The sequence below is a fragment of the Micromonospora sp. WMMA1947 genome (assembly GCF_027497355.1).
In the GTDB taxonomy this organism is placed as follows: Bacteria; Actinomycetota; Actinomycetes; order Mycobacteriales; family Micromonosporaceae; genus Micromonospora.
On the sequence record NZ_CP114909.1, the window covers coordinates 14731 to 31724 of the forward strand.

Consider the following 16994-nt stretch of genomic DNA (forward strand, 5'->3'; position numbering starts at 1 on the left):
GACATGTTGCTCACGTACGGTCATTGATCGTTCCTTACTGTCGATCATAGTGTCCACTCAGGCGTCCGGCGCAGACCCGCACGGCGCCTAGGGGGCCTGGGGGGTTCTTTTCACACCGGTGTCGCAGTCGGGAGTTCGTCTCCTGGCCCTTCTGCCATGGCTCGATCATCAGCGGGTCATCGGAACAGGAGGCAGCACCGATGCTGAGACGTCCACACAGATGGGGCCCGGCCCGGCGGCTGGTGAGCGCGGGCGCGGCCCTGGTGCTCGCCGCCACCACGCTGGCCGTGACCGGCACGGCGGCACAGGCCGAGACCGGCGCGGGCGCGTCGGCCGACGACAAGATCCGTCCCGAACTCACCCGCCAGCTCCAGGGCAAGAGCGAGGGTGACTTCTGGATCCACTTCGGCGCCAAGGCGGACCTGAGCAAGGCCGCCGCGATCAAGGACTGGAACGAGCGCGGTGCCGCCGTCGCGGCGGCGCTGAAGAAGACCGCCGCCGACAGCCAGTCGAAGATCCGCGCCGAACTGGACCGCTCGGGTACGAAGTACCAGACCTTCTGGGCGACGAACGCCATCAAGGTCACCGACGGCTCGCTGACCATGGCGCAGAACTTCGCCGCCCACTCCGAGGTGGACGGCCTGTACGCGCCGGTGGAGTACAAGCTGCCGGAGACCACCCCCGGCACCGACGAGAAGTCGGCGAACGCCCTGGAGTGGGGCATCGCCAACATCAACGCCGACGACGTGTGGTCCCAGTACGGCGTCAAGGGCGCCGGGATCACCGTGGCGAGCATCGACAGCGGCGTCCAGTTCGACCACCCGGCGCTGGTGAACTCGTACCGGGGCAACAACGGTGACGGCACCTTCGACCACGACTACAACTGGTACGACGCCGCCGGCGAGTGCGCCACCGCGCCGTGCGACTCCGACGGCCACGGCACGCACACCATGGGCACCATGGCCGGTGCCGACGGGGCCAACCAGATCGGTGTCGCCCCCGAGGTCAAGTGGATCGCCGCGAACGGGTGCTGCCCGTCCGACGACGCGCTGGTCTCCTCCGGGCAGTGGATGCTGGAGCCCACCGACCTCAACGGGCAGAACCCGGACGTCAGCAAGCGGCCGAACATCATCAACAACTCGTGGGGCACCAGGACGCCGTCGAACGAGCCGTTCATGGAGGACATCACCGACGCCTGGACCGCGTCCGGCATCTTCGGCGTCTGGTCCAACGGCAACAACGGCCCGTCCTGCCAGACCAGCGGCTCGCCGGGCAGCCTGGCCAGCAACTACTCGGCCGGCGCGTACGACGTCAACAACAACATCGCCAGCTTCTCGTCCCGGGGCACCGGGCAGAACGGTGAGATCAAGCCGAACATCTCGGCGCCGGGTGTGAACGTGCGCTCCAGCGTGCCGACCGACTCGTACGCCAGCATCAGCGGCACCTCGATGGCGGCGCCGCACCTGGCCGGCGCGATCGCGCTGCTCTGGTCGGCGGCGCCCACCCTGGTCGGGGACGTCACGGCGACCCGCGCGCTGCTCGACGACGCGGCCATCGACAAGGGTGACACCCAGTGCGGCGGCACCACCGACGACAACAACGTCTACGGCGAGGGCCGCCTGGACGCGCTCGCGCTGCTCGCCGCCGCCCCGATCGGCGACAACGGCACGCTGGCCGGCAAGGTCAGCGACGCCGCCACCGGCGCGGGCATCGCCGGGGCCACCGTCACCGTGTCCGGCGCGGCGGACCGCACGCTGACCACCGGCGCGGACGGGACGTACTCGTCGCTCCTGCCGGCCGGCGACTACCAGGTGGTCGTCTCGGCGTTCGGGTACGCGACCCGCACGCTGTCGGCGACGATCACCGCGAACACGACGACCACGCTCGACGTGGCGCTCACCGCGGTGGCGAGCGTGACGGTCAGCGGGCAGGTCACCGACGGGCCCGGGCACGGCTGGCCGCTGTACGCGAAGGTGAGCGTCGAGGGCACGCCGATCTCCGACTACACCACGCCGGCGACCGGCCGCTACAGCCTGTCGCTGCCGTCCGGGGCCACCTACCGGCTCACTGTCGAACCGCAGTACGCCGGCTACCTGACCACCACCAAGGAGATCACCGTCGGCACGGGCAACGCCGTCGCCAACATCGCGGTGCAGGCGAACCCGGAGGCGTGCACCACCGCCCCCGGCTACACGACCAGCTCCGACGGCGAGTACGAGACGTTCGACGGCACGGGCGTGCCGGACGGCTGGACCGTGGTGGACAACGCCGGCACCGGCCAGGTCTGGGAGTTCACCGACGCCGGTGAGCGCGGCAACCTGACCGGCGGCAGCGGTAACTTCGCCATCATCGACAGCGACAACTACGGCAGCGGCGGGCGGCAGGACACGTCGCTGGTCAGCCCGGTGGTCGACCTGACCGGCGTCACCGCGCCGGTGATCCGGTTCAACCAGGACTACAACTGGCTCAACAGCGACCGGGCGGACGTCGACCTGAGCCTGGACGGCGGCACCACGTGGAGCAACGTGCTGCGGCAGGCGGCCGACGTACGCGGCCCGCGGGTGACCGAGGTGCCGATCCCGCAGGCGGCCGGCCAGTCGCAGGTGCGGGTGCGCTTCCACTACTACGAGGCGAGCTGGGAATGGTGGTGGCAGGTCGACAACGTGCTCATCGGCAGCAAGCTCGTCTGCAAGCCGGTGAACGGCGGCCTGGTGCTCGGCCACGTCCGCGACAAGAACGACAACGGCTACGTCAACGGCGCCACGGTGACCAGCAAGGACCGCCCGGCGGAGAAGGCCACCACAGTGGCCACGCCGGACGACACCGAGCTGCCCGACGGCTTCTACTGGATGTTCTCGTCGCTGACCGGGACGCACCCGTTCACCGCCAGCGCCGGCAACTACGTGAGCCAGACCAAGCAGGTGACGGTCGAGGAGGACTGGGCCACCGCGGCCAACTTCCAGCTCGCCGCCGGCCGGCTGTCGGTGAAGCCGACCTCGATCACCGGCACGGTCCGGATGCCCAGCGGGAAGGTCAGCAAGACCTTCACCGTCACCAACACCGGCGGGGCCCCGGTCACCGCCGAGTTCAGTGAGCGCGACGGCGGGTTCGTGCTGCAGCGGGCCGACGGTTCCCAGTTGTCCCAGCAGCAGGTGCTCGGCTCCACCGGCGCGCCGCTGCAGCGGCTGACCGCCGCCACCTCGTTCGCGGCCCGCTCGTCGGGCAAGTCGTCGAACGCGATCGCTGCCGCCGCACCCCAGGCGGACCCGTGGACCACCATCCCGGGCTACCCGGCGAACGTGATGGACAACCGGGTCGTCACCGTCGACGGCTCCGTCTACTCCATCGCCGGTGGCGACGGCACCGCGTCGAGCGCCAAGAACTACCGGTACGACCCGATCGCCCAGACGTGGACCGGGATCGCCGACCTGCCCGGCGCGCGCAACGCCATGACCGTCGGGGTGGTCGACGGCAAGATCATCGCCACCGGCGGCTGGGGCGCCGCCGGTCCGGACGCCGCCACCTTCTCGTACGACCCGGCGGCGAACACCTGGACCCGCAAGGCCGACAACCCGGCGCCGCGCTCGGCAGCCGGCCAGGCGGTCGCGGGCGGCAAGCTGTACGCGATCGGCGGCTGCACCACCGCGAGCTGCACGCCGATGGCCAACTCGGTGGTCCGGTACGACCCGGGCGCCGACGCCTGGGAGACGTTGCCGGCGTACCCGAAGTCGGTGGCGTTCCTGTCCTGCGGCGGGATCGACGGCATCGTCTACTGCACCGGCGGCAACGACGGAACCACGTCGCAGAAGGTCGGGTATGCCTTCGACCCGGGCGCGAACGCCTGGACCGCCATCCCGGACGCGCCGGCCGACAGCTGGGCCTCCTCGTACGCGGTGGCCAATGGCAAGCTCCTGGTCGTCGGCGGGTCGCAGGGCGGCGCCATCACCAACGCCGGCTTCGCGTTCGACCCGGCGACCAACTCGTGGGCCAACCTGCCCAACGCCAACACCGCCCGCTACCGGGGTGGCGCGGCCTGCGGGTTCTACAAGATCGGCGGTTCGTCGGGCAGCTTCACGGCCACCAAGGACAGTGAGGTCCTGCCCGGCTTCGGCGAGTGCTCGGAGGCCGCGGCCGACGTGAGCTGGCTGACCGTCGACAAGTCGAAGGTCACGCTGGCGCCGGGTGAGAAGGTCACCGTCACCGTCACGATGACGGCGAACGTCGACCAGCCGGGCACGTACTCCGCGTCGGTGGCGATCAAGGAGGACACTCCGTACACCGTCGAGCCGGTGGCGGTGACCATGATCGCGCAGCCGCCGACCACCTGGGGCAAGCTGTCCGGCACGGTCTCCGGCACGAGCTGCCAGGGCACCACCGCGCCGCTGGCGGGCGTGACAGTGCAGGTCGACTCCTGGGCGAACTCGTACACCTTCACCACCGACGCCCAGGGCCGGTACGCCTACTGGATGGACCGGCGCAACAACCCGCTGACCCTGATCGTCGCGAAGGACGGCTGGAAGCCCCAGACGCGCCAGACGAAGATCAACAGCAGTACGCCCACGGTGGAGGACTTCACCCTCTCCCCCACCCGCTGCTGACCTCAGCACCGACGAGGACGGCCCGCCCGGCACACACCGAGCGGGCCGTCCCACTTCTGTTGATCTGCGAGCCCGGCGAGATCTTGGTACCAAACGGCCCCATAGGGGCACTTTCCTACCAAGATCTCCGCCAATCCCACCACGCGGAACGCGCGTCTCGCCTGACGGGAGGCTCGTCGCGGCAACCAGCCGCACGAGGATCTCCGGCACACACCCGCGCCCCCACCGGCGGCGGATCTTGCACATGCGGCCCTGGCAAAGTGCGCCAAAGGGACACCCCCGGGGCCAAAAGTTCAAGATCGCCGGACCGGACCGGACCGGACCGGACCGGGGTGGGGCGGGGCGGGCGGGGGCGCGGTCAGGGAGTGAGGCGGAAGCCTACGCCTCGGACGGCGTGGATCGTGGCGGAAGCGTCGAGGCGGCCCAGCTTGCGGCGGAGGCGGCGGACCACCGAGTGCATGTCCGAGCGCCGTCCGAGATGGTCGTTGCCCCACACGGTGCGGTGCAGCCGGGCGTACGTCCACACCTGGCCGGGCGTGCCGGCGAGGCAGACCAGCAGGTCGTGCTCCAGCGGCGTCAACCCGATCTCCCGCTCCCGCCAGCGCAGCACCCGCCGGTCGGAGTCGACGGCCAGATCACGCCCGGGCGGCTCGGCCGGTGTCTCGACGTCCACGACCGCGGGCGGCGGGGTGAGCGCGGGCCGACGTACCAGGTCGAGGAAGCGACGGGCCTGGTGGGCGCTGGAGACGATCAGGAACGACTCGGTGCCGCCGAGCAGTTGGGCGAGCTGCCGGCGCTCGGCCGACGAGGACGCGATGCCGATGACCAAGGACGGGAGCCCTGTCATCCGTTCCCACCTTTCCGGCAGGCCGAACCACAACGCCGGGCGGCCGCCAGGCACGACGTTGCGGAGGCACCTGGCTTGCGGAGTTCGACCCGAGGGGTGCGGGAGCTGCGGTTTCGTGAGGCTTCGGGGTGAACTACCGGGATCATATAGCCGGGCACCGATGATTGGTATAGCAGTTAACGTCGATGTAACTGCCTGCAACAAGGTGTTCGAGGCAACCTGCGCCGGGCCGGTTTCGCCACGCGCGTACCGATGAGAGCCGGGAGGTACGGCGGTCCAATGCGTGTGATCACCCACCTGCTCTGTCTGGCCGACGGGACGCCCACCCGCGCGGACATCGCGGCGCGCTGCGCCGAACTGGCCGAGGCGCTGCGTGGCCGCGACGGGGGCGTGGTGGTGTGCGACGTGTCCGCCGTGACCGCACCCGACCTGGTCACCGTCGAGGTGCTGGCGCGGATGCGCCTGACCGCGCGGCGGTTCGGCTGGCGGCTGGAGGTACGCGGCGCGGGCGACGACCTACGCGAGCTCGCGGGCCTGCTCGGGCTGGCCGGCGCCCTCCTCCAGCCGGGCGGGCAGCCCGAACAGCGGGAACAGGCGGTCGACGTCGAGGAAGTTGTTGAGCGACGTGATCCGGTCGCCGGAGACGCCGAGCACGATCAACGCCCAGGGCACGTGGCCTGAGCCGTCGGGGTCACGCCGGTAGTGCCCGAACGCGGGCATCCCGTTGGCGGCGGTCGGTACGAGGCGGGAGCCGCGGCAGCCGCTGCCGGTGCCCGCCATCCACGCCGCGATGTGCTCGGGGCCGTGCAGCCACAGCGGCAGCGGCGGCATCGACAGCGTCGCGTCCTCGTGCAGCAGGGCGGTGAGCGCCGTCAGGTCGTACGCCTCGAAGGCGCGCACGTAGCGCGCGAGCAGCGCCTGCTGCTCGGCGTCGAGCGGCCGGCGCACGTCGGCCTCGGTGTCGGCGGAGGCGAGCGTGGCCCGCGCCCGCTGCAGGGCGCTGTTGACGCTCGCCACCGACGTGTCGAGCAGTTCGGCGACCTCCTGCGCCGACCAGGCCAGCACCTCGCGCAGGATGAGCACTGCGCGCTGCTTCGGCGGCAGGTGCTGCAGCGCCGCGACGAACGCCAGCCGGACCGACTCCCGGCCGGCGACCACCTCGGCCGGGTCGGCGACCTCCGGCAGCACCCGGTCGTCGGGCGCCGGACCGAGCCAGATCTGCTCCGGGCGCGGCTCGCCGGGGTGGGTGGCGGTGCCGACGCCGGCCGGGCCGAGGTCCATCGGCCGGACCCGGCGCTGCGCGCTGGTGGACATGGTGAGGCAGACGTTCGTCGCGATCCGGTAGAGCCAGGTCCGCAGCGCGGACCGCCCCTCGAACTTGTCGAAGTTGCGCCAGGCCCGGACGAACGTGTCCTGCACCGCGTCCTCGGCCTCGAAGGCCGAACCCAGCATCCGGTAGCAGTAGCCGGTCAGCTCCGACCGGTACGCCTCGAGTTGCGCCTCGACGGGGACGCTCGCCACCTCGCTCACCTGGCTGAAACTAGCCCACATGCTGCGTGATCGCGAGCACGTTCGAGCCCGTGCCGATGAGTACGCCCGGCCCGCGCGGTCCAACTGTCGTCAGGTCACCACGTCCGAGGAGCACCGATGACCACAGCGCAGCGCGACGAGACCCACGCCCCGGGGCGGTACGCCGACGTCAACGGCGTCCACCTGTACTACGAGACGCACGGTGCCGGGCGGCCGATGATCCTGCTGCACGGCGGCCTTACCTCGGGTGAGATGTTCGCGCCGATCCTGCCCACGCTGGCCGCGAAGCACCAGGTCGTCGTGGTGGACCTCCAGGGCCACGGCCGCACCGCCGACGTGGACCGGCCGCTCGACATGGCGCTGATGGCCGACGACGTCGCCGCGCTCATCGACCACCTCGGGCTGGACCGCCCGGACGTGGTCGGCTTCTCCCTCGGCGGCGGCGTCGCCCTGCACACCGGTTTCCGGCACCCGGAGAAGGTGGGCCGGCTGGTCGCCGCGTCCGCGCACATCCGCCGTGACGCCGTGTACCCGGAACTGCTGGCGCAGCAGGGGCAGGTGAACGCCGCGGCGGCCGAGTACATGAAGGACACGCCGATGTACGAGCTGTACCAGCGGGTCGCGCCGCGTCCGGAGGACTTCCCCCGGCTGCTCGACAAGATCGGCGAGGCGATGCGGAAGGACTTCGACTTCACCGAGCAGGTACGCGCCCTGCGGGTGCCGACACTCGTGGTCGCCGCCGACGCCGACATGGCCCCGCCGAGCCACTTCGTCGAGGTGTTCGGGCTGCTCGACGGCGGCCTCCGCGACGGCGGCTGGACGGGCGAGGGCCGCCCGGCGGGCGGGCACGCGCTGGCGATCCTGCCCGGCCTGACCCACTACGACATCGACCAGTCGCCGCTGTTCGCCGCGGTCACCCTGGACTTCCTCGACCGGGACCGCTGAGTCCACGCGTGTGCCGCGTCCCGTCCCGGGGTACCGCTTTCCGCAGGAGCACTGGTGAGGAGGACGAGATGACCGACCCCAGGTACGCACCGATCGGGCTGGCCACTGCCGGGCAGTTGGTCCCGGACGACGGGGAGACCGGCGGCGGTGAGGTCGTCGGCGCCGACGACGCGGCGGCGGACGCCGCCCGGGCCGGCGCGGACGTGGACCTGTCCCGGGCCGACCGGGACAGCGACGGCACCCCGGTGGGCGCCGCCGATGCCGAGGCCGACCGCAGGCGCGCCGCCGGCGAGTGAACGACCGGTTCCGTCCCGCCATCCGTACGACGGTGGCGGGGCGGAGCCGTCCTCAGCCGTCGACCGGCAGCTCCACGTCGGGCAGGTGGCCCAGCGCCCGGATCGCGGTCACGGCGGCGTACCCGTCGGCCAGCCAGGCGATGTCGGTGCCGGGGACCGCGCGGACCGCGTTCTCCTCGACCGCCGTCCGCACGAAGCCCTCGCCCCGCTCGGCGATCGAAACCTGCACCTGGCCGAACGGCGCCAGGGTCGCCCGGCGCAGCCCGGCCACCTGGTCGGCCGGCAGGTCGGGCACGTTGAGGTTGAGCACGGTGCCCGGGTCCGCCTCGGCCAGCCACGGCAGCAGCGTCGCGGCCAGCTCGGCGGCGCTCGACCAGTGGCGGGACTCGTCGTCCACGCTGTCCAGCACCGCGATCGCCGCGCCGCCACTGCCGGCGCTCGCCGCCGCCGGGGTGAGCACGTCGAGCGACACGGCGAGCGCGCGGATGCCGTTGTTCCCGGCGGTCAGCGCCGCGCCGACGGTGCCGGAGTGCAGGACCGCGTGGCCCGCGTTCGCGCCCCGGTTGATGCCGGACAGCAGCAGATCCGGGACCGGCCCGAACACCCCGAGCCCGGCCAGCACCGCGATGTAGGCCGGGGAGGCGGCCACCGCGTACGCCGGCACGTCGGGCAGGCCGTCCAGCTCGGTCTCGCGGAACACCAGACGCCCGTCCTCGGTCACCGCGGACAGCGCCGCGCTCATCCCGCTCGCCTCGGCCTCCGGCGCCGCGACCACCACGTCCAGCCCGCGCTCGTACGCGGCCCGGGCCAGCGCGCGGATGCCGGGGGCGTGCACGCCGTCGTCGTTCGTCACCAGCACCCGGGGCGGCCGGTCAGCCGTCATCGTCGCCACCGTCCAGCGGGGTCAGCCGCACCCGGCCGGCCAGTTCGCGTACCGCCTCGGCCCGGCCGGTGCCCAGCCCGTGCCGGGTCACGTTGAGCGCTCCGGCGGCGGCGCCGACGTGCAGCGCCTCCCGCATGTCGCCGCCCCGGGCCAGCACCGCCGCCACCCCGGCGGTCATCGAGTCGCCGGCGCCCCGGTGGTCGGCCAGTTCCAGCGGCGGGGCGTGCACCAGCAGCGGCTCGCCGTCCTCCGGCAGCGCCAGCGCCGGCTCCCCGGCGCGGCTGATCAGCACCGTCCGTGCGCCGCGCTCCTGGCAGCGGCGGCCGGCGTCGCGCAGCGCCTCGACGCTGTCGTCCTTGGCGAGGCCGTCGTCGAGCAGTTCCTCGTGGCTGACCTTCAGCACGCTCACCCCGCCGTCGAGCACGGCCTCCAGGTACGGCCCGGACAGGTCCGCCACCACCGTGCCGCCGTTGGCGCCCAGGTCGGCGGCGAGCCGGCGGTAGATGTCCGGGTCCACCACCTGCGGGTCGGCCGGCCCGCTGAGCACGCTGACCGGGGCGCGCAGCCCTTCGGTGAGTGTCACCGTGTACAGCTCGTCGATGTCGTGCCGCACCATCGGCGCGCCCGGGTGCTCGGCGATCTCGGCCCGCTCGCCGTCGCGCCTGTCGTGCACGTACCAGCCGGTGCCGGATTCCCGCCGGACCACCCGTACCGTGACGTCCTCGTCGTCGAGCAGCTTGCGGACCGCGTCGCCGACCTCGCCGCCGAGGCCCACGCACAGGGTCACCGGTACGCCGAGCGCGGCGATCATCCGGGTCTGCCACACCCCCTGCCCGCCGGGGTGCAGGTGCAGCTCGGGTACGTCGCCCTGCTGCTCGATCGTCACAGTCAACAGCGGGGCCGGGGCGAACACCATCACCTTCTGGTCCATCCACCAGTGGTGCCCGCTGACCGGCCCCGGTAATCCCCCAGGTCAGTGCGGGTGTGCGGGTGCGGCGGTCAGCTGCCCAGGGCGAGATCCGCCACCTCGGCGGCGCAGCCCCAGGACAGCGTCACCCCCGCCCCGCCGTGCCCGTACGCGTGCACCAGCCGTCCGTCCGCCGGGTCCACCTCGACGCGGGGGCCGCCGTGCCGGGCCGGGCGCAGCCCGATCCGCTCCCCGACCAGCGGCGCGTCCGCGAGCTGCGGCACCAGCGCCACGCACCGGCGCCGGATCGCGGCCGCCTCCTGCGGGTCGGGGCGGGTGTGCCACACCCGCCCCTCGTAGGTGCCGCCGAGCACCACGTCGTGGTGGCGCGGGTGCACGTACGTGATGCCGGCCGGGTCGTCCTCGTCGCGTACTGAGACGGTCAGGCCCGGATTCGCCACCAGCAGGACGTGCCCGCGCGCCGGGTACACGGCCGGGTCGGCGGCGAGGCGGCCGGCGGCCAGACCGGTCGCGTTCACCACGACCGGCGCGACCTCGTACGCCTCGGCGAGCGCGCCCAGGGGACGGCGGACGATTCGGCCGCCGCCCGCCTCCAGGCGCTGCCGCAGCCAGGTGAGGTACGGGGTCATCTCCACCGACGGGGCGGTGAACCGCAGCAGCGCGGTGTACGGCGGCTCCGCCGGCTCGGCCACCAGGTCGCCGCAGGCGTCGGCCCACCAGGGCGGCCCGGCGTAGCGGTGGCGCAGCCACATCCGGGTGGGCCGGTCGACCACCCCCGGCACGCCGTCGGCCGCCTGGCGGCGCAGCTCGGCGTGGGTGTCCCGCGCCCAGCGCAGCACCCGGGGATCCTCCTCGGTGTGGCTGGGGTACCAGACCGCGGCGGCCACCGTGGACACGGTGTCGGCCGGGTCGTGGGCGGTCAGCACGGTGACGTGTGCGCCGCGCCGCTGGAGCGTGAGCGCTGTCGTCATCCCGATCACCCCGCCGCCGACCACCACCACGTCCGCCTTCGTCATGATCCGCTCCCGTCACCAGTACCCGCGTGTTCCCGCCGATGGTGGCCGCCCGGACGGCTGGTGTTCAAGACGGATCGGGCGGCGTACGGGACCAAATCGCTTTGTCCGTCTCGGTTACGCTCGTGGCGTTTGGCCTTGGGGAGGTCTCATGAGTGCGGATCCTTCGATGAGCGGCGACTTCACCCGCATGCTCGACGCCACGATGGCGGCACTTCGGACGGTGGGTCCGCCACCGGAGGGCGAGGCGGACACGCCGGCGGTCGGCGAGGCGGCCGACGGGCAGGTACGCGCCGAGATGGGACGCGACGGCAAGCTCCACTCGCTGCACGTCGAGCCGCGGCTGATGCGGCTCGGCTCCGAGGAGCTGACCGCGCACATCGTCACCGCCGTCAACGCGGCGATCGACGGGCTGCGCGCCGGCCCGGCCCCGCAGGTGGCGGACATGTCGCAGCTGCGGGAGCAGTTGCAGGAGGTACGGGACACCGCCGTACCCCGGCTCGGGTCGTTCCTCGACGCGCTGACCGAGGCGCAGGAGCGACTGGCACGCGGCGGGCAGCGATGAGCGGCGACGGCTTCGAGGTGCACCCGCCGCTGATCCGGGCCGCCGGGTGCGGCGTCACCGACCTCGCCAAGCGGTTCGCCGGCGAGCTGGAGGCGTTCGAGGCGCGGATGCAGGGCTTCGGCGAGCCGTGGGGCGCCGACGACATCGGGTCGCTGATCGGCATCGCCTACACCGAGGTGGCGAACTACATCTTCGACTGCGTCGGCATGGCGGCCGACGAGTTCACCTCGGCGGGCGCCGACATCACCGGGATGGCCGACGCGTACGAGCGGGTCGACGAGGACGGCGCGGGCACGATGCGCTCGCTCGCCGGCGGGCTGGGGTGAGCCATGGGACTGCAACTACCCGGTGAGCTGGTCACCGCGCTCGGCTGGATCGGCTACACCTGGCCGCAGGCCGACGAGGAGAAGCTCTTCGAGATGGGCCAGGCGTGGCTCGAGTTCGGCGGCCGGATCGGGGCGGCGGCCGGCGAGGTGGACGCGGCGGCCGCACAGGTGTGGACGCAGAACGTCGGCCCGGCGATCGCGGCGTTCCAGAAGTGGTGGGGCGGCGAGCAGAACGGGCCGCTCGTGCTGCACGACAGCATGCCGGCGGCCATGCTGCTCGGCACCGGGCTGATCATCTGCGCGGCTATCGTCCTGGCGCTGAAGATCGCGGTGATCGTGCAGCTCGCCATCCTCGCGTTCCAGGTCGCCCAGGCGATCGCCACCGCCGTGGTCACGTTCGGCGCCTCGCTGGCCGAGATCCCGATCTTCCAGATCATCACCCGGGAGATCGTCGGCGCGCTCATCGACCAGGTGATCGGAAGACTGCTCGATGCCTAGCCCGAGGCGCGGCCGGGGCGCCGCCGCGAAACCGGCGGCCGGCAAGATCGTCCGCAAGGCGGTCGAGAAGCTGGAGAAGCCGATCGTCCGGGTCACCGGGCCCAACCGGAGCCTGCCCACCAAGGTCGTGCGGGTGCAGCGCCGGGACTTCCACGCCACCGCCCAGTTCCGGCGCAAGATGGCCGCGCTGAAGAAGCTCAGCGACTCCGGCAAGCTCTACAAGGCCACCAACCCGGTGGCCCGCGACAAGAGCATCACCGACGGCTACAAGGACCGGATCCGGCAGAAGATCTGGGACAAGTACTGGCCGCACGACAAGGACCTCGCCAACCGGCTCAGTCAAAGGCTCAGCGACTACCACCCCGACCACGTGTGGGAACTGCAGCTCGGCGGGCCGGACACCGTCGACAACCTCAAGCTGCTGCATGGTAGAACCAACACGGACATCGGCTCCCAGATCTGGGGGCAGATCCAGAATCTGCCGGACGGAACCCCGATCCGAATAGAGGTAGTGGATTGACTTCCGATCTCGCGCAGCTTCTCGGCGAACTCCGCGCGGACCTCGCCGCGGACGAGCCGGCCAGTCTCGCGTACGCGCAGATCGGCGAGCCCGCCGACGCCGGTGACGTGCCGGCGGACCTGCCGGCCGGCCTGCGTGATCTGCTGCTCGCCGCCGACGGCCTGCGGGCCGGCGCGTTCGAGCTGGCCTCGGCCGGCCGGCTCGCCGGGGTGCAGTACTTCCTCGACTACGCGCCCGACTTCTCCCCCGTCCCGCAGGACAAGGGCGGCTGGCTCGTCGTCGGCACGCGCAGCGACGAGCCGATCTTCCTGGAGCGGACGACCGGCGCGGTGTGGTACTTCCCGCCGACCGGCACCGAGTGGTTCATGGGAGACGCGTTCGAGGAGCTGGCGCCCGACCTCGACTCGTTCGTGCACTACTACGTGCTCGGCCCCGGCTACGCCGAGCTGGTCACCGACGACGACGGGTGGTACGCGTTCCTCGACCGGCAGGGCCTGCTCGACGAGGCGGACGAGGTCGACGAGGACGAGGCGCAGCCGTGACCGTCACCCGGGAGCAGCTCACCGCGCTGTGGGGTGAGCGGGGTGTCATCTACTTCCCCGACCAGCGCTTCGACGCGATCCTCGGGCCGCTCGGACCGGAGGTGTTCCCGCCCGACGGCGCGCTGCCGGTCGAGGTGCCCATCTTGTTCACAGTGGACGTCTCGGTGCCCGACGTCGAGCTGTTCTCCACGCTGTCGATCGAGCTGGGCGACCAGGGCCCCCGCCCGTACGTCGTGCTCGGCGCCTCGCCGGAGGACCCGGCACTGCTGTTCTGCCTGGACGCGGGCACCGGCGCGGTGATCCTGCTCGACCTGGAGACACCGAACCTGGAGACGGTGAACAGCACGTTCGCCGCGTTCGTGGAGTTCCTCTACCGGCTCGGGCAGCTCATCGCCACCGATCCGGGCGGGCGGGAGCGGGCCGCACGGGCGGCGGCCATTCGCGACGACCTGCGCCCGGTCGACCCGGCCGCGTTCGCGGAGCCGGAGTCGTGGTGGAACATGGCCTTCGACGAGCTGGAGTCGACCGCCTGACGTCAACGGGCGACCGGCGCGGGCACCGCCGGTGCGGCGCGCCGCGGGCCGGTCAGCCCGGCGACGAGCAGCAGGTACGCGGCCAGCTCCACCACCGCCGTGAGCGCCGCCATCGGTTGCGGCATCGCGGTCGTGGGTGTGATGGCGTACCAGGCGAACAGGGCGGTGTCGGCCGAGTCCGGCAGGAGCAGGGCCTCGATGCCCGCGTCGAGCAGCGGCAACGCGAGCACCGCCAGCAGTGCCGCGCCGGTCGCGGCGAGCCGCCGGCCCCGCCCGGCCAGCAGCACGGCGAGCACCAGCGCGGCGAGCGCGAGCGCCAGCGGCGGCAGCAGCGCGAGGACGAGCGCGGGCACGACGTCGGCCTGGTCGTACCCCGGGCCGCCGACCCGGGTGAGCGTGGTCTCGGTGCGGACCTCCACGAGCCGGGTGCTCGCGGCCACGGCGGCGCCGACGTCGGCGACCCGGACGGCCGCGTACCCGAGGACGGGCGCGGCGGCGACCGCCGCGGCGATCAGGTGCCGGCGCCGCCCACGACCCCGGAACGCGACCAGCAGCACCGCCACCGCGACCAGCGCCGCCCAGCTCCCCGCGAACGCCGCGTCGAAGCCGGCCGTGACGTCGAAACCGCTGTCGCCACTGCCGTACACCAGCCAGCCGACGTCCCCGGCGCCCGGCTCGGCCGGCATCGTGCGGACCGCGTCCACGATCAACGGTACGAGCGCCGCCGGCACCGCCCAGCGCGGCGCCGGCAGTCCCGCGGCGACGGCGTAGCCGAGCAGCAGCGCCAGGCTCAGCACCTCCGCGCCGCGCCAGAGCGGTGCGGCCACCAGGACGCCGACGACGTGGGCGACGGCGGACACGGCCGCGAGGATCAACAGCAGCGGAGCGCGACGCACCGGCGGATCCTTTCACGACACACCGGCCCGCCGCGGCCCCGTGATCGTCAGTTCCCGGCCGGCACCTGGTCCTTGACGTCGTCGTAGCCGACCGCGCCCGGCGCCGGCGCCGGGGTGTAGATCACCCGGATCACGCCCGTCGGGTACGCCTCGGTCGCGGCCACCCGCAGGTGGTACGGCGCGTCGCCCTCGTCGAACAGCCGGCGGCCCTTGCGGGCGGCGACCGGGTGCACCAGCAGCCGCAGCTCGTCCACCAGGCCCGCGGCGAGCAGTTGCTGCACCACCGAGATCGAGCCGGGGATGAGGATGCCCTTGATGCCGGCGTCGGCCTTGAGCGCGCGTACGGCGTCGGTCAGGTCACCCTGGATCAGCTCGGAGTTGCGCCAGGAGAACTCCAGCGGCTGGCGCGAGACGACGACCTTGCGCATGTCGCCGAGCTGCTTGGCGAACGGCGCGTCCTCACCGCCGGCGGCCTCCCGGTCCGGCCAGGCGCCGGCGAAGCTGTCGTACGTCTCCCGGCCGATCAGCAGCACGTCGGAGGTGTCGTAGTCCTCGGTGACGGCGCGGCCCATGTTGTCGTCGAAGTACGGGAAGTGCCAGTCGGGGTCGATCTCGGCGACACCGTCGGCCGAGATGAACAGCGTGGAGATGACAGTGGCCATCGCGGTGCTCCCTACCTGTCTGTCTGTCTGGGATGTCGACGGGTGGACCGCCGAGGCTTCGCGAACTCATCGCATCCGCTGTCGATTCTGCGGCCGAAAGCCGATGGCCGGTCGCGGCGCGCCGCCGGTACGGTGCCACAACCGTCGCCGAAGGGGGTACGCGATGACGGAGACGACGACACTGTGGCGCCCGACCGGTCCACGAGAGCTCGACCTCGTCCGCGCCTCCGGCTGGCGGGCCTGGCCGCCGCGGCTGCCGGACCAGCCAATCTTCTACCCGGTGCTCAACGAGCAGTACGCCGTCATGATCGCCCGGGACTGGAACGTGCCGGCGTCCGGTGCCGGCTACGTGACGCGCTTCCACGTCGAGCGCGCGTTCGCCGCCCGCTATCCGGTCCGGCAGGTCGGTGGCCGGGAGATCCTGGAGCTGTGGGTGCCGGCCGAGGAGCTCGACGAGTTCAACCGGCACATCGTCGGACCGATCGAGGTGGTCCACGAGTTCCGGGTGCCGGAGCGGGCGGGCTGACCGGCGCCGGGCGGGTGGTCGCGCCCGCCCGGTCCGCGGGTCAGCCCGGGGTGAGCAGGCAGAACTCGTTGCCCTCCGGGTCGACGAGCACCCGCCAGTGGATGTGGGCCCCACCGACGCCGGCGGCGGTGGCGCCGAGCGCCAGCAGCCGGGCCTCCTCGGCGTCCAGTTCGTCGCCCGGGTAGGGGCGGATGTCGAGGTGGACGCGGTTCCAGCCGGTCTTCGCGTCGGCCGAGCGAGCGAACCGCAGGTACGGCCCGACGCCCTGGGCGGAGCGCAGCACGGCCTGCTCGTCGGTCGCCTCGTGCACGGTCCAGTCGGTGGCCCGGCTCCAGAAGTCGGCCATGGCGCGCGGGTCGGCGCAGTCGACCACCACCTCGGCGATCGGCCCGGTGTCCGCGTGCCGCGGGTTCGGCTCCCGTACGCAGAACTCGTTGCCCTCCGGGTCGGCCAGGACCGTCCACGGCACGTCGCCCTGGCCCACGTCGGCGGGGGTGGCGCCGAGAGCCCTCAGGCGCGCGACCAGCTCCGCGTGGTGCTCGGCCGAGGTGGTCGCGAGGTCGACGTGGACGCGGTTCTTCGCCGTCTTCGGCTCGGCGGAGACGACGAGATCGACGTAGAGGAAGCGGGGGTCCGGGTAGGTGAAGCCCTCGGGTTCGAGGTTCGTCACTCCGGGAGCCTCGCTGGAGATCCCCCAGCCGAGCGCCTTCGCCCAGAAACCGCCGAGCGTCACCTCGTCGTGGGCCTTCATGTTGATCTGCACGAACCGCGTTGCCATGGCCGCGATGCTAGAGCCCACGCCGCGCCGGCGTGGTCCCGGCAGACGATCAGGAATCGAGAAGCGCCCTGTCACCGGCACGCCATAGCGTTGCCGTCAGCGGTCGGC

The 16994-nt window shown here is 72.5% G+C and carries 18 protein-coding genes and 1 pseudogene; 11 read left to right on the top strand and 8 right to left on the bottom strand.

The window, feature by feature from the left end:
* The first annotated feature begins 200 nt into the window (after nt 1-200).
* Nucleotides 201-4598, top strand: a complete 4398-nt coding sequence (locus tag O7604_RS00080) for a S8 family serine peptidase (protein ID WP_281578463.1) — start codon at nt 201-203, stop codon at nt 4596-4598.
* A 358-nt stretch (nt 4599-4956) separates the two neighbouring features.
* Here O7604_RS00080 and O7604_RS00085 read toward each other — a convergent pair whose 3' ends face one another.
* Nucleotides 4957-5445 carry a winged helix family transcriptional regulator gene (locus O7604_RS00085; protein ID WP_269700823.1) on the bottom strand — a complete coding sequence of 163 codons (489 nt, stop codon included), beginning with the start codon at nt 5443-5445 and terminating at the stop codon, nt 4957-4959.
* Between the two features lie 279 nt (nt 5446-5724).
* Between O7604_RS00085 and O7604_RS00090 the strand changes: the two are divergent.
* Nucleotides 5725-5931, top strand: a pseudogene (locus O7604_RS00090) (hypothetical protein); the annotation flags it as partial.
* Between the two features lie 30 nt (nt 5932-5961).
* On the opposite strand, the gene O7604_RS00095 reads toward O7604_RS00090, so the two are convergent.
* Nucleotides 5962-6996: a sigma-70 family RNA polymerase sigma factor gene (locus tag O7604_RS00095; RefSeq protein WP_281578464.1), complete on the bottom strand. Its 1035-nt coding sequence runs from the start codon at nt 6994-6996 to the stop codon at nt 5962-5964.
* Between the two features lie 96 nt (nt 6997-7092).
* Here O7604_RS00095 and O7604_RS00100 point away from each other — a divergent pair, with 96 nt between their 5' ends.
* Both O7604_RS00100 and O7604_RS00105 read left to right on the top strand, forming a co-directional pair.
* Nucleotides 7093-7920 (top strand): alpha/beta fold hydrolase, encoded by an 828-nt coding sequence (locus O7604_RS00100; RefSeq protein ID WP_281578465.1) that lies wholly within the window; start codon nt 7093-7095, stop codon nt 7918-7920.
* Nucleotides 7921-7988: 68 nt separating this feature from the next.
* A complete protein-coding gene (locus tag O7604_RS00105; RefSeq protein WP_269700829.1) occupies nt 7989-8216 on the top strand; it encodes a hypothetical protein in 228 nt (75 codons plus the stop codon).
* 52 nt (nt 8217-8268) lie between these two features.
* Here O7604_RS00105 and O7604_RS00110 read toward each other — a convergent pair whose 3' ends face one another.
* The 3 genes from O7604_RS00110 to O7604_RS00120 all read right to left on the bottom strand — a co-directional run bounded on the left by O7604_RS00110 (nt 8269) and on the right by O7604_RS00120 (nt 11043).
* Entirely contained in the window at nt 8269-9099 is an 831-nt protein-coding gene (locus tag O7604_RS00110; protein WP_281578466.1) for a 5'/3'-nucleotidase SurE, read from the bottom strand.
* Entirely contained in the window at nt 9089-10030 is a 942-nt protein-coding gene (locus O7604_RS00115) for a PfkB family carbohydrate kinase (protein ID WP_281578467.1), read from the bottom strand. The genes O7604_RS00110 and O7604_RS00115 overlap by 11 nt, the downstream gene beginning before the upstream one ends.
* Before the next feature lie 68 nt (nt 10031-10098).
* Nucleotides 10099-11043, bottom strand: coding sequence for an FAD-dependent oxidoreductase (locus O7604_RS00120; protein WP_281578468.1), 945 nt, complete (start codon nt 11041-11043; stop codon nt 10099-10101).
* 148 nt (nt 11044-11191) lie between these two features.
* On the opposite strand from O7604_RS00120, the gene O7604_RS00125 reads away from it, so the two are divergent.
* Genes O7604_RS00125 through O7604_RS00150 form a run of 6 tightly spaced genes read left to right on the top strand, consistent with a single transcriptional unit; the run spans nt 11192 to nt 14024 of the window.
* Nucleotides 11192-11605 carry a YbaB/EbfC family nucleoid-associated protein gene (locus tag O7604_RS00125; RefSeq protein WP_269700834.1) on the top strand — a complete coding sequence of 138 codons (414 nt, stop codon included), beginning with the start codon at nt 11192-11194 and terminating at the stop codon, nt 11603-11605.
* The gene (locus tag O7604_RS00130) at nt 11602-11931 is read left to right on the top strand and encodes a hypothetical protein (protein WP_281578469.1); all 330 of its coding nucleotides are present in this window, start codon (nt 11602-11604) and stop codon (nt 11929-11931) included. Before O7604_RS00125 ends, O7604_RS00130 begins: the two co-directional genes overlap by 4 nt.
* 3 nt (nt 11932-11934) lie before the next feature.
* A complete protein-coding gene (locus O7604_RS00135) occupies nt 11935-12429 on the top strand; it encodes a hypothetical protein (RefSeq protein ID WP_281578470.1) in 495 nt (164 codons plus the stop codon).
* Nucleotides 12422-12949, top strand: coding sequence for an endonuclease (locus tag O7604_RS00140; protein ID WP_269700837.1), 528 nt, complete (start codon nt 12422-12424; stop codon nt 12947-12949). The genes O7604_RS00135 and O7604_RS00140 overlap by 8 nt, the downstream gene beginning before the upstream one ends.
* On the top strand, nt 12946-13491 hold the full coding sequence (locus tag O7604_RS00145) for an SUKH-4 family immunity protein (protein WP_281578471.1): 546 nt from the start codon (nt 12946-12948) through the stop codon (nt 13489-13491). Before O7604_RS00140 ends, O7604_RS00145 begins: the two co-directional genes overlap by 4 nt.
* Nucleotides 13488-14024, top strand: coding sequence for an SUKH-4 family immunity protein (locus tag O7604_RS00150; RefSeq protein WP_269700841.1), 537 nt, complete (start codon nt 13488-13490; stop codon nt 14022-14024). The genes O7604_RS00145 and O7604_RS00150 overlap by 4 nt, the downstream gene beginning before the upstream one ends.
* Nucleotides 14025-14026: 2 nt before the next feature.
* On the opposite strand, the gene O7604_RS00155 is transcribed toward O7604_RS00150, so the two are convergent.
* Together O7604_RS00155 and O7604_RS00160 are read right to left on the bottom strand one after the other, a co-directional pair.
* Nucleotides 14027-14920, bottom strand: a complete 894-nt coding sequence (locus tag O7604_RS00155) for a hypothetical protein (protein WP_281578472.1) — start codon at nt 14918-14920, stop codon at nt 14027-14029.
* A 47-nt stretch (nt 14921-14967) separates the two neighbouring features.
* The gene (locus O7604_RS00160) at nt 14968-15582 is read right to left on the bottom strand and encodes a dihydrofolate reductase family protein (RefSeq protein WP_281578473.1); all 615 of its coding nucleotides are present in this window, start codon (nt 15580-15582) and stop codon (nt 14968-14970) included.
* A 163-nt stretch (nt 15583-15745) separates the two neighbouring features.
* Between O7604_RS00160 and O7604_RS00165 the strand changes: the two genes are divergently transcribed.
* Entirely contained in the window at nt 15746-16108 is a 363-nt protein-coding gene (locus O7604_RS00165; protein ID WP_281578474.1) for an ADP-ribosylation/crystallin J1, read from the top strand.
* A gap of 40 nt (nt 16109-16148) precedes the next feature.
* On the opposite strand, the gene O7604_RS00170 is transcribed toward O7604_RS00165, so the two are convergent.
* Nucleotides 16149-16886 (bottom strand): VOC family protein, encoded by a 738-nt coding sequence (locus O7604_RS00170; protein WP_281578475.1) that lies wholly within the window; start codon nt 16884-16886, stop codon nt 16149-16151.
* Between the last annotated feature and the right edge of the window lie 108 nt (nt 16887-16994).

Excerpts from the sequence above, each read along its gene's own strand:
- O7604_RS00120 (WP_281578468.1), bottom strand. The coding sequence starts at position 11,043 with ATGACGAAGGCGGACGTGGTGGTGGTCGGCGGCGGGGTGATCGGGATG.
- O7604_RS00080 (WP_281578463.1), top strand. The coding sequence starts at position 201 with ATGCTGAGACGTCCACACAGATGGGGCCCGGCCCGGCGGCTGGTGAGC.
- O7604_RS00125 (WP_269700834.1), top strand. The coding sequence starts at position 11,192 with ATGAGTGCGGATCCTTCGATGAGCGGCGACTTCACCCGCATGCTCGAC.
- O7604_RS00100 (WP_281578465.1), top strand. The coding sequence starts at position 7,093 with ATGACCACAGCGCAGCGCGACGAGACCCACGCCCCGGGGCGGTACGCC.
- O7604_RS00165 (WP_281578474.1), top strand. The coding sequence starts at position 15,746 with ATGACGGAGACGACGACACTGTGGCGCCCGACCGGTCCACGAGAGCTC.
- O7604_RS00135 (WP_281578470.1), top strand. The coding sequence starts at position 11,935 with ATGGGACTGCAACTACCCGGTGAGCTGGTCACCGCGCTCGGCTGGATC.
- O7604_RS00130 (WP_281578469.1), top strand. The coding sequence starts at position 11,602 with ATGAGCGGCGACGGCTTCGAGGTGCACCCGCCGCTGATCCGGGCCGCC.
- O7604_RS00110 (WP_281578466.1), bottom strand. The coding sequence starts at position 9,099 with ATGACGGCTGACCGGCCGCCCCGGGTGCTGGTGACGAACGACGACGGC.
- O7604_RS00170 (WP_281578475.1), bottom strand. The coding sequence starts at position 16,886 with ATGGCAACGCGGTTCGTGCAGATCAACATGAAGGCCCACGACGAGGTG.
- O7604_RS00105 (WP_269700829.1), top strand. The coding sequence starts at position 7,989 with ATGACCGACCCCAGGTACGCACCGATCGGGCTGGCCACTGCCGGGCAG.
- O7604_RS00115 (WP_281578467.1), bottom strand. The coding sequence starts at position 10,030 with ATGGACCAGAAGGTGATGGTGTTCGCCCCGGCCCCGCTGTTGACTGTG.
- O7604_RS00140 (WP_269700837.1), top strand. The coding sequence starts at position 12,422 with ATGCCTAGCCCGAGGCGCGGCCGGGGCGCCGCCGCGAAACCGGCGGCC.
- O7604_RS00085 (WP_269700823.1), bottom strand. The coding sequence starts at position 5,445 with ATGACAGGGCTCCCGTCCTTGGTCATCGGCATCGCGTCCTCGTCGGCC.
- O7604_RS00160 (WP_281578473.1), bottom strand. The coding sequence starts at position 15,582 with ATGGCCACTGTCATCTCCACGCTGTTCATCTCGGCCGACGGTGTCGCC.
- O7604_RS00095 (WP_281578464.1), bottom strand. The coding sequence starts at position 6,996 with ATGTGGGCTAGTTTCAGCCAGGTGAGCGAGGTGGCGAGCGTCCCCGTC.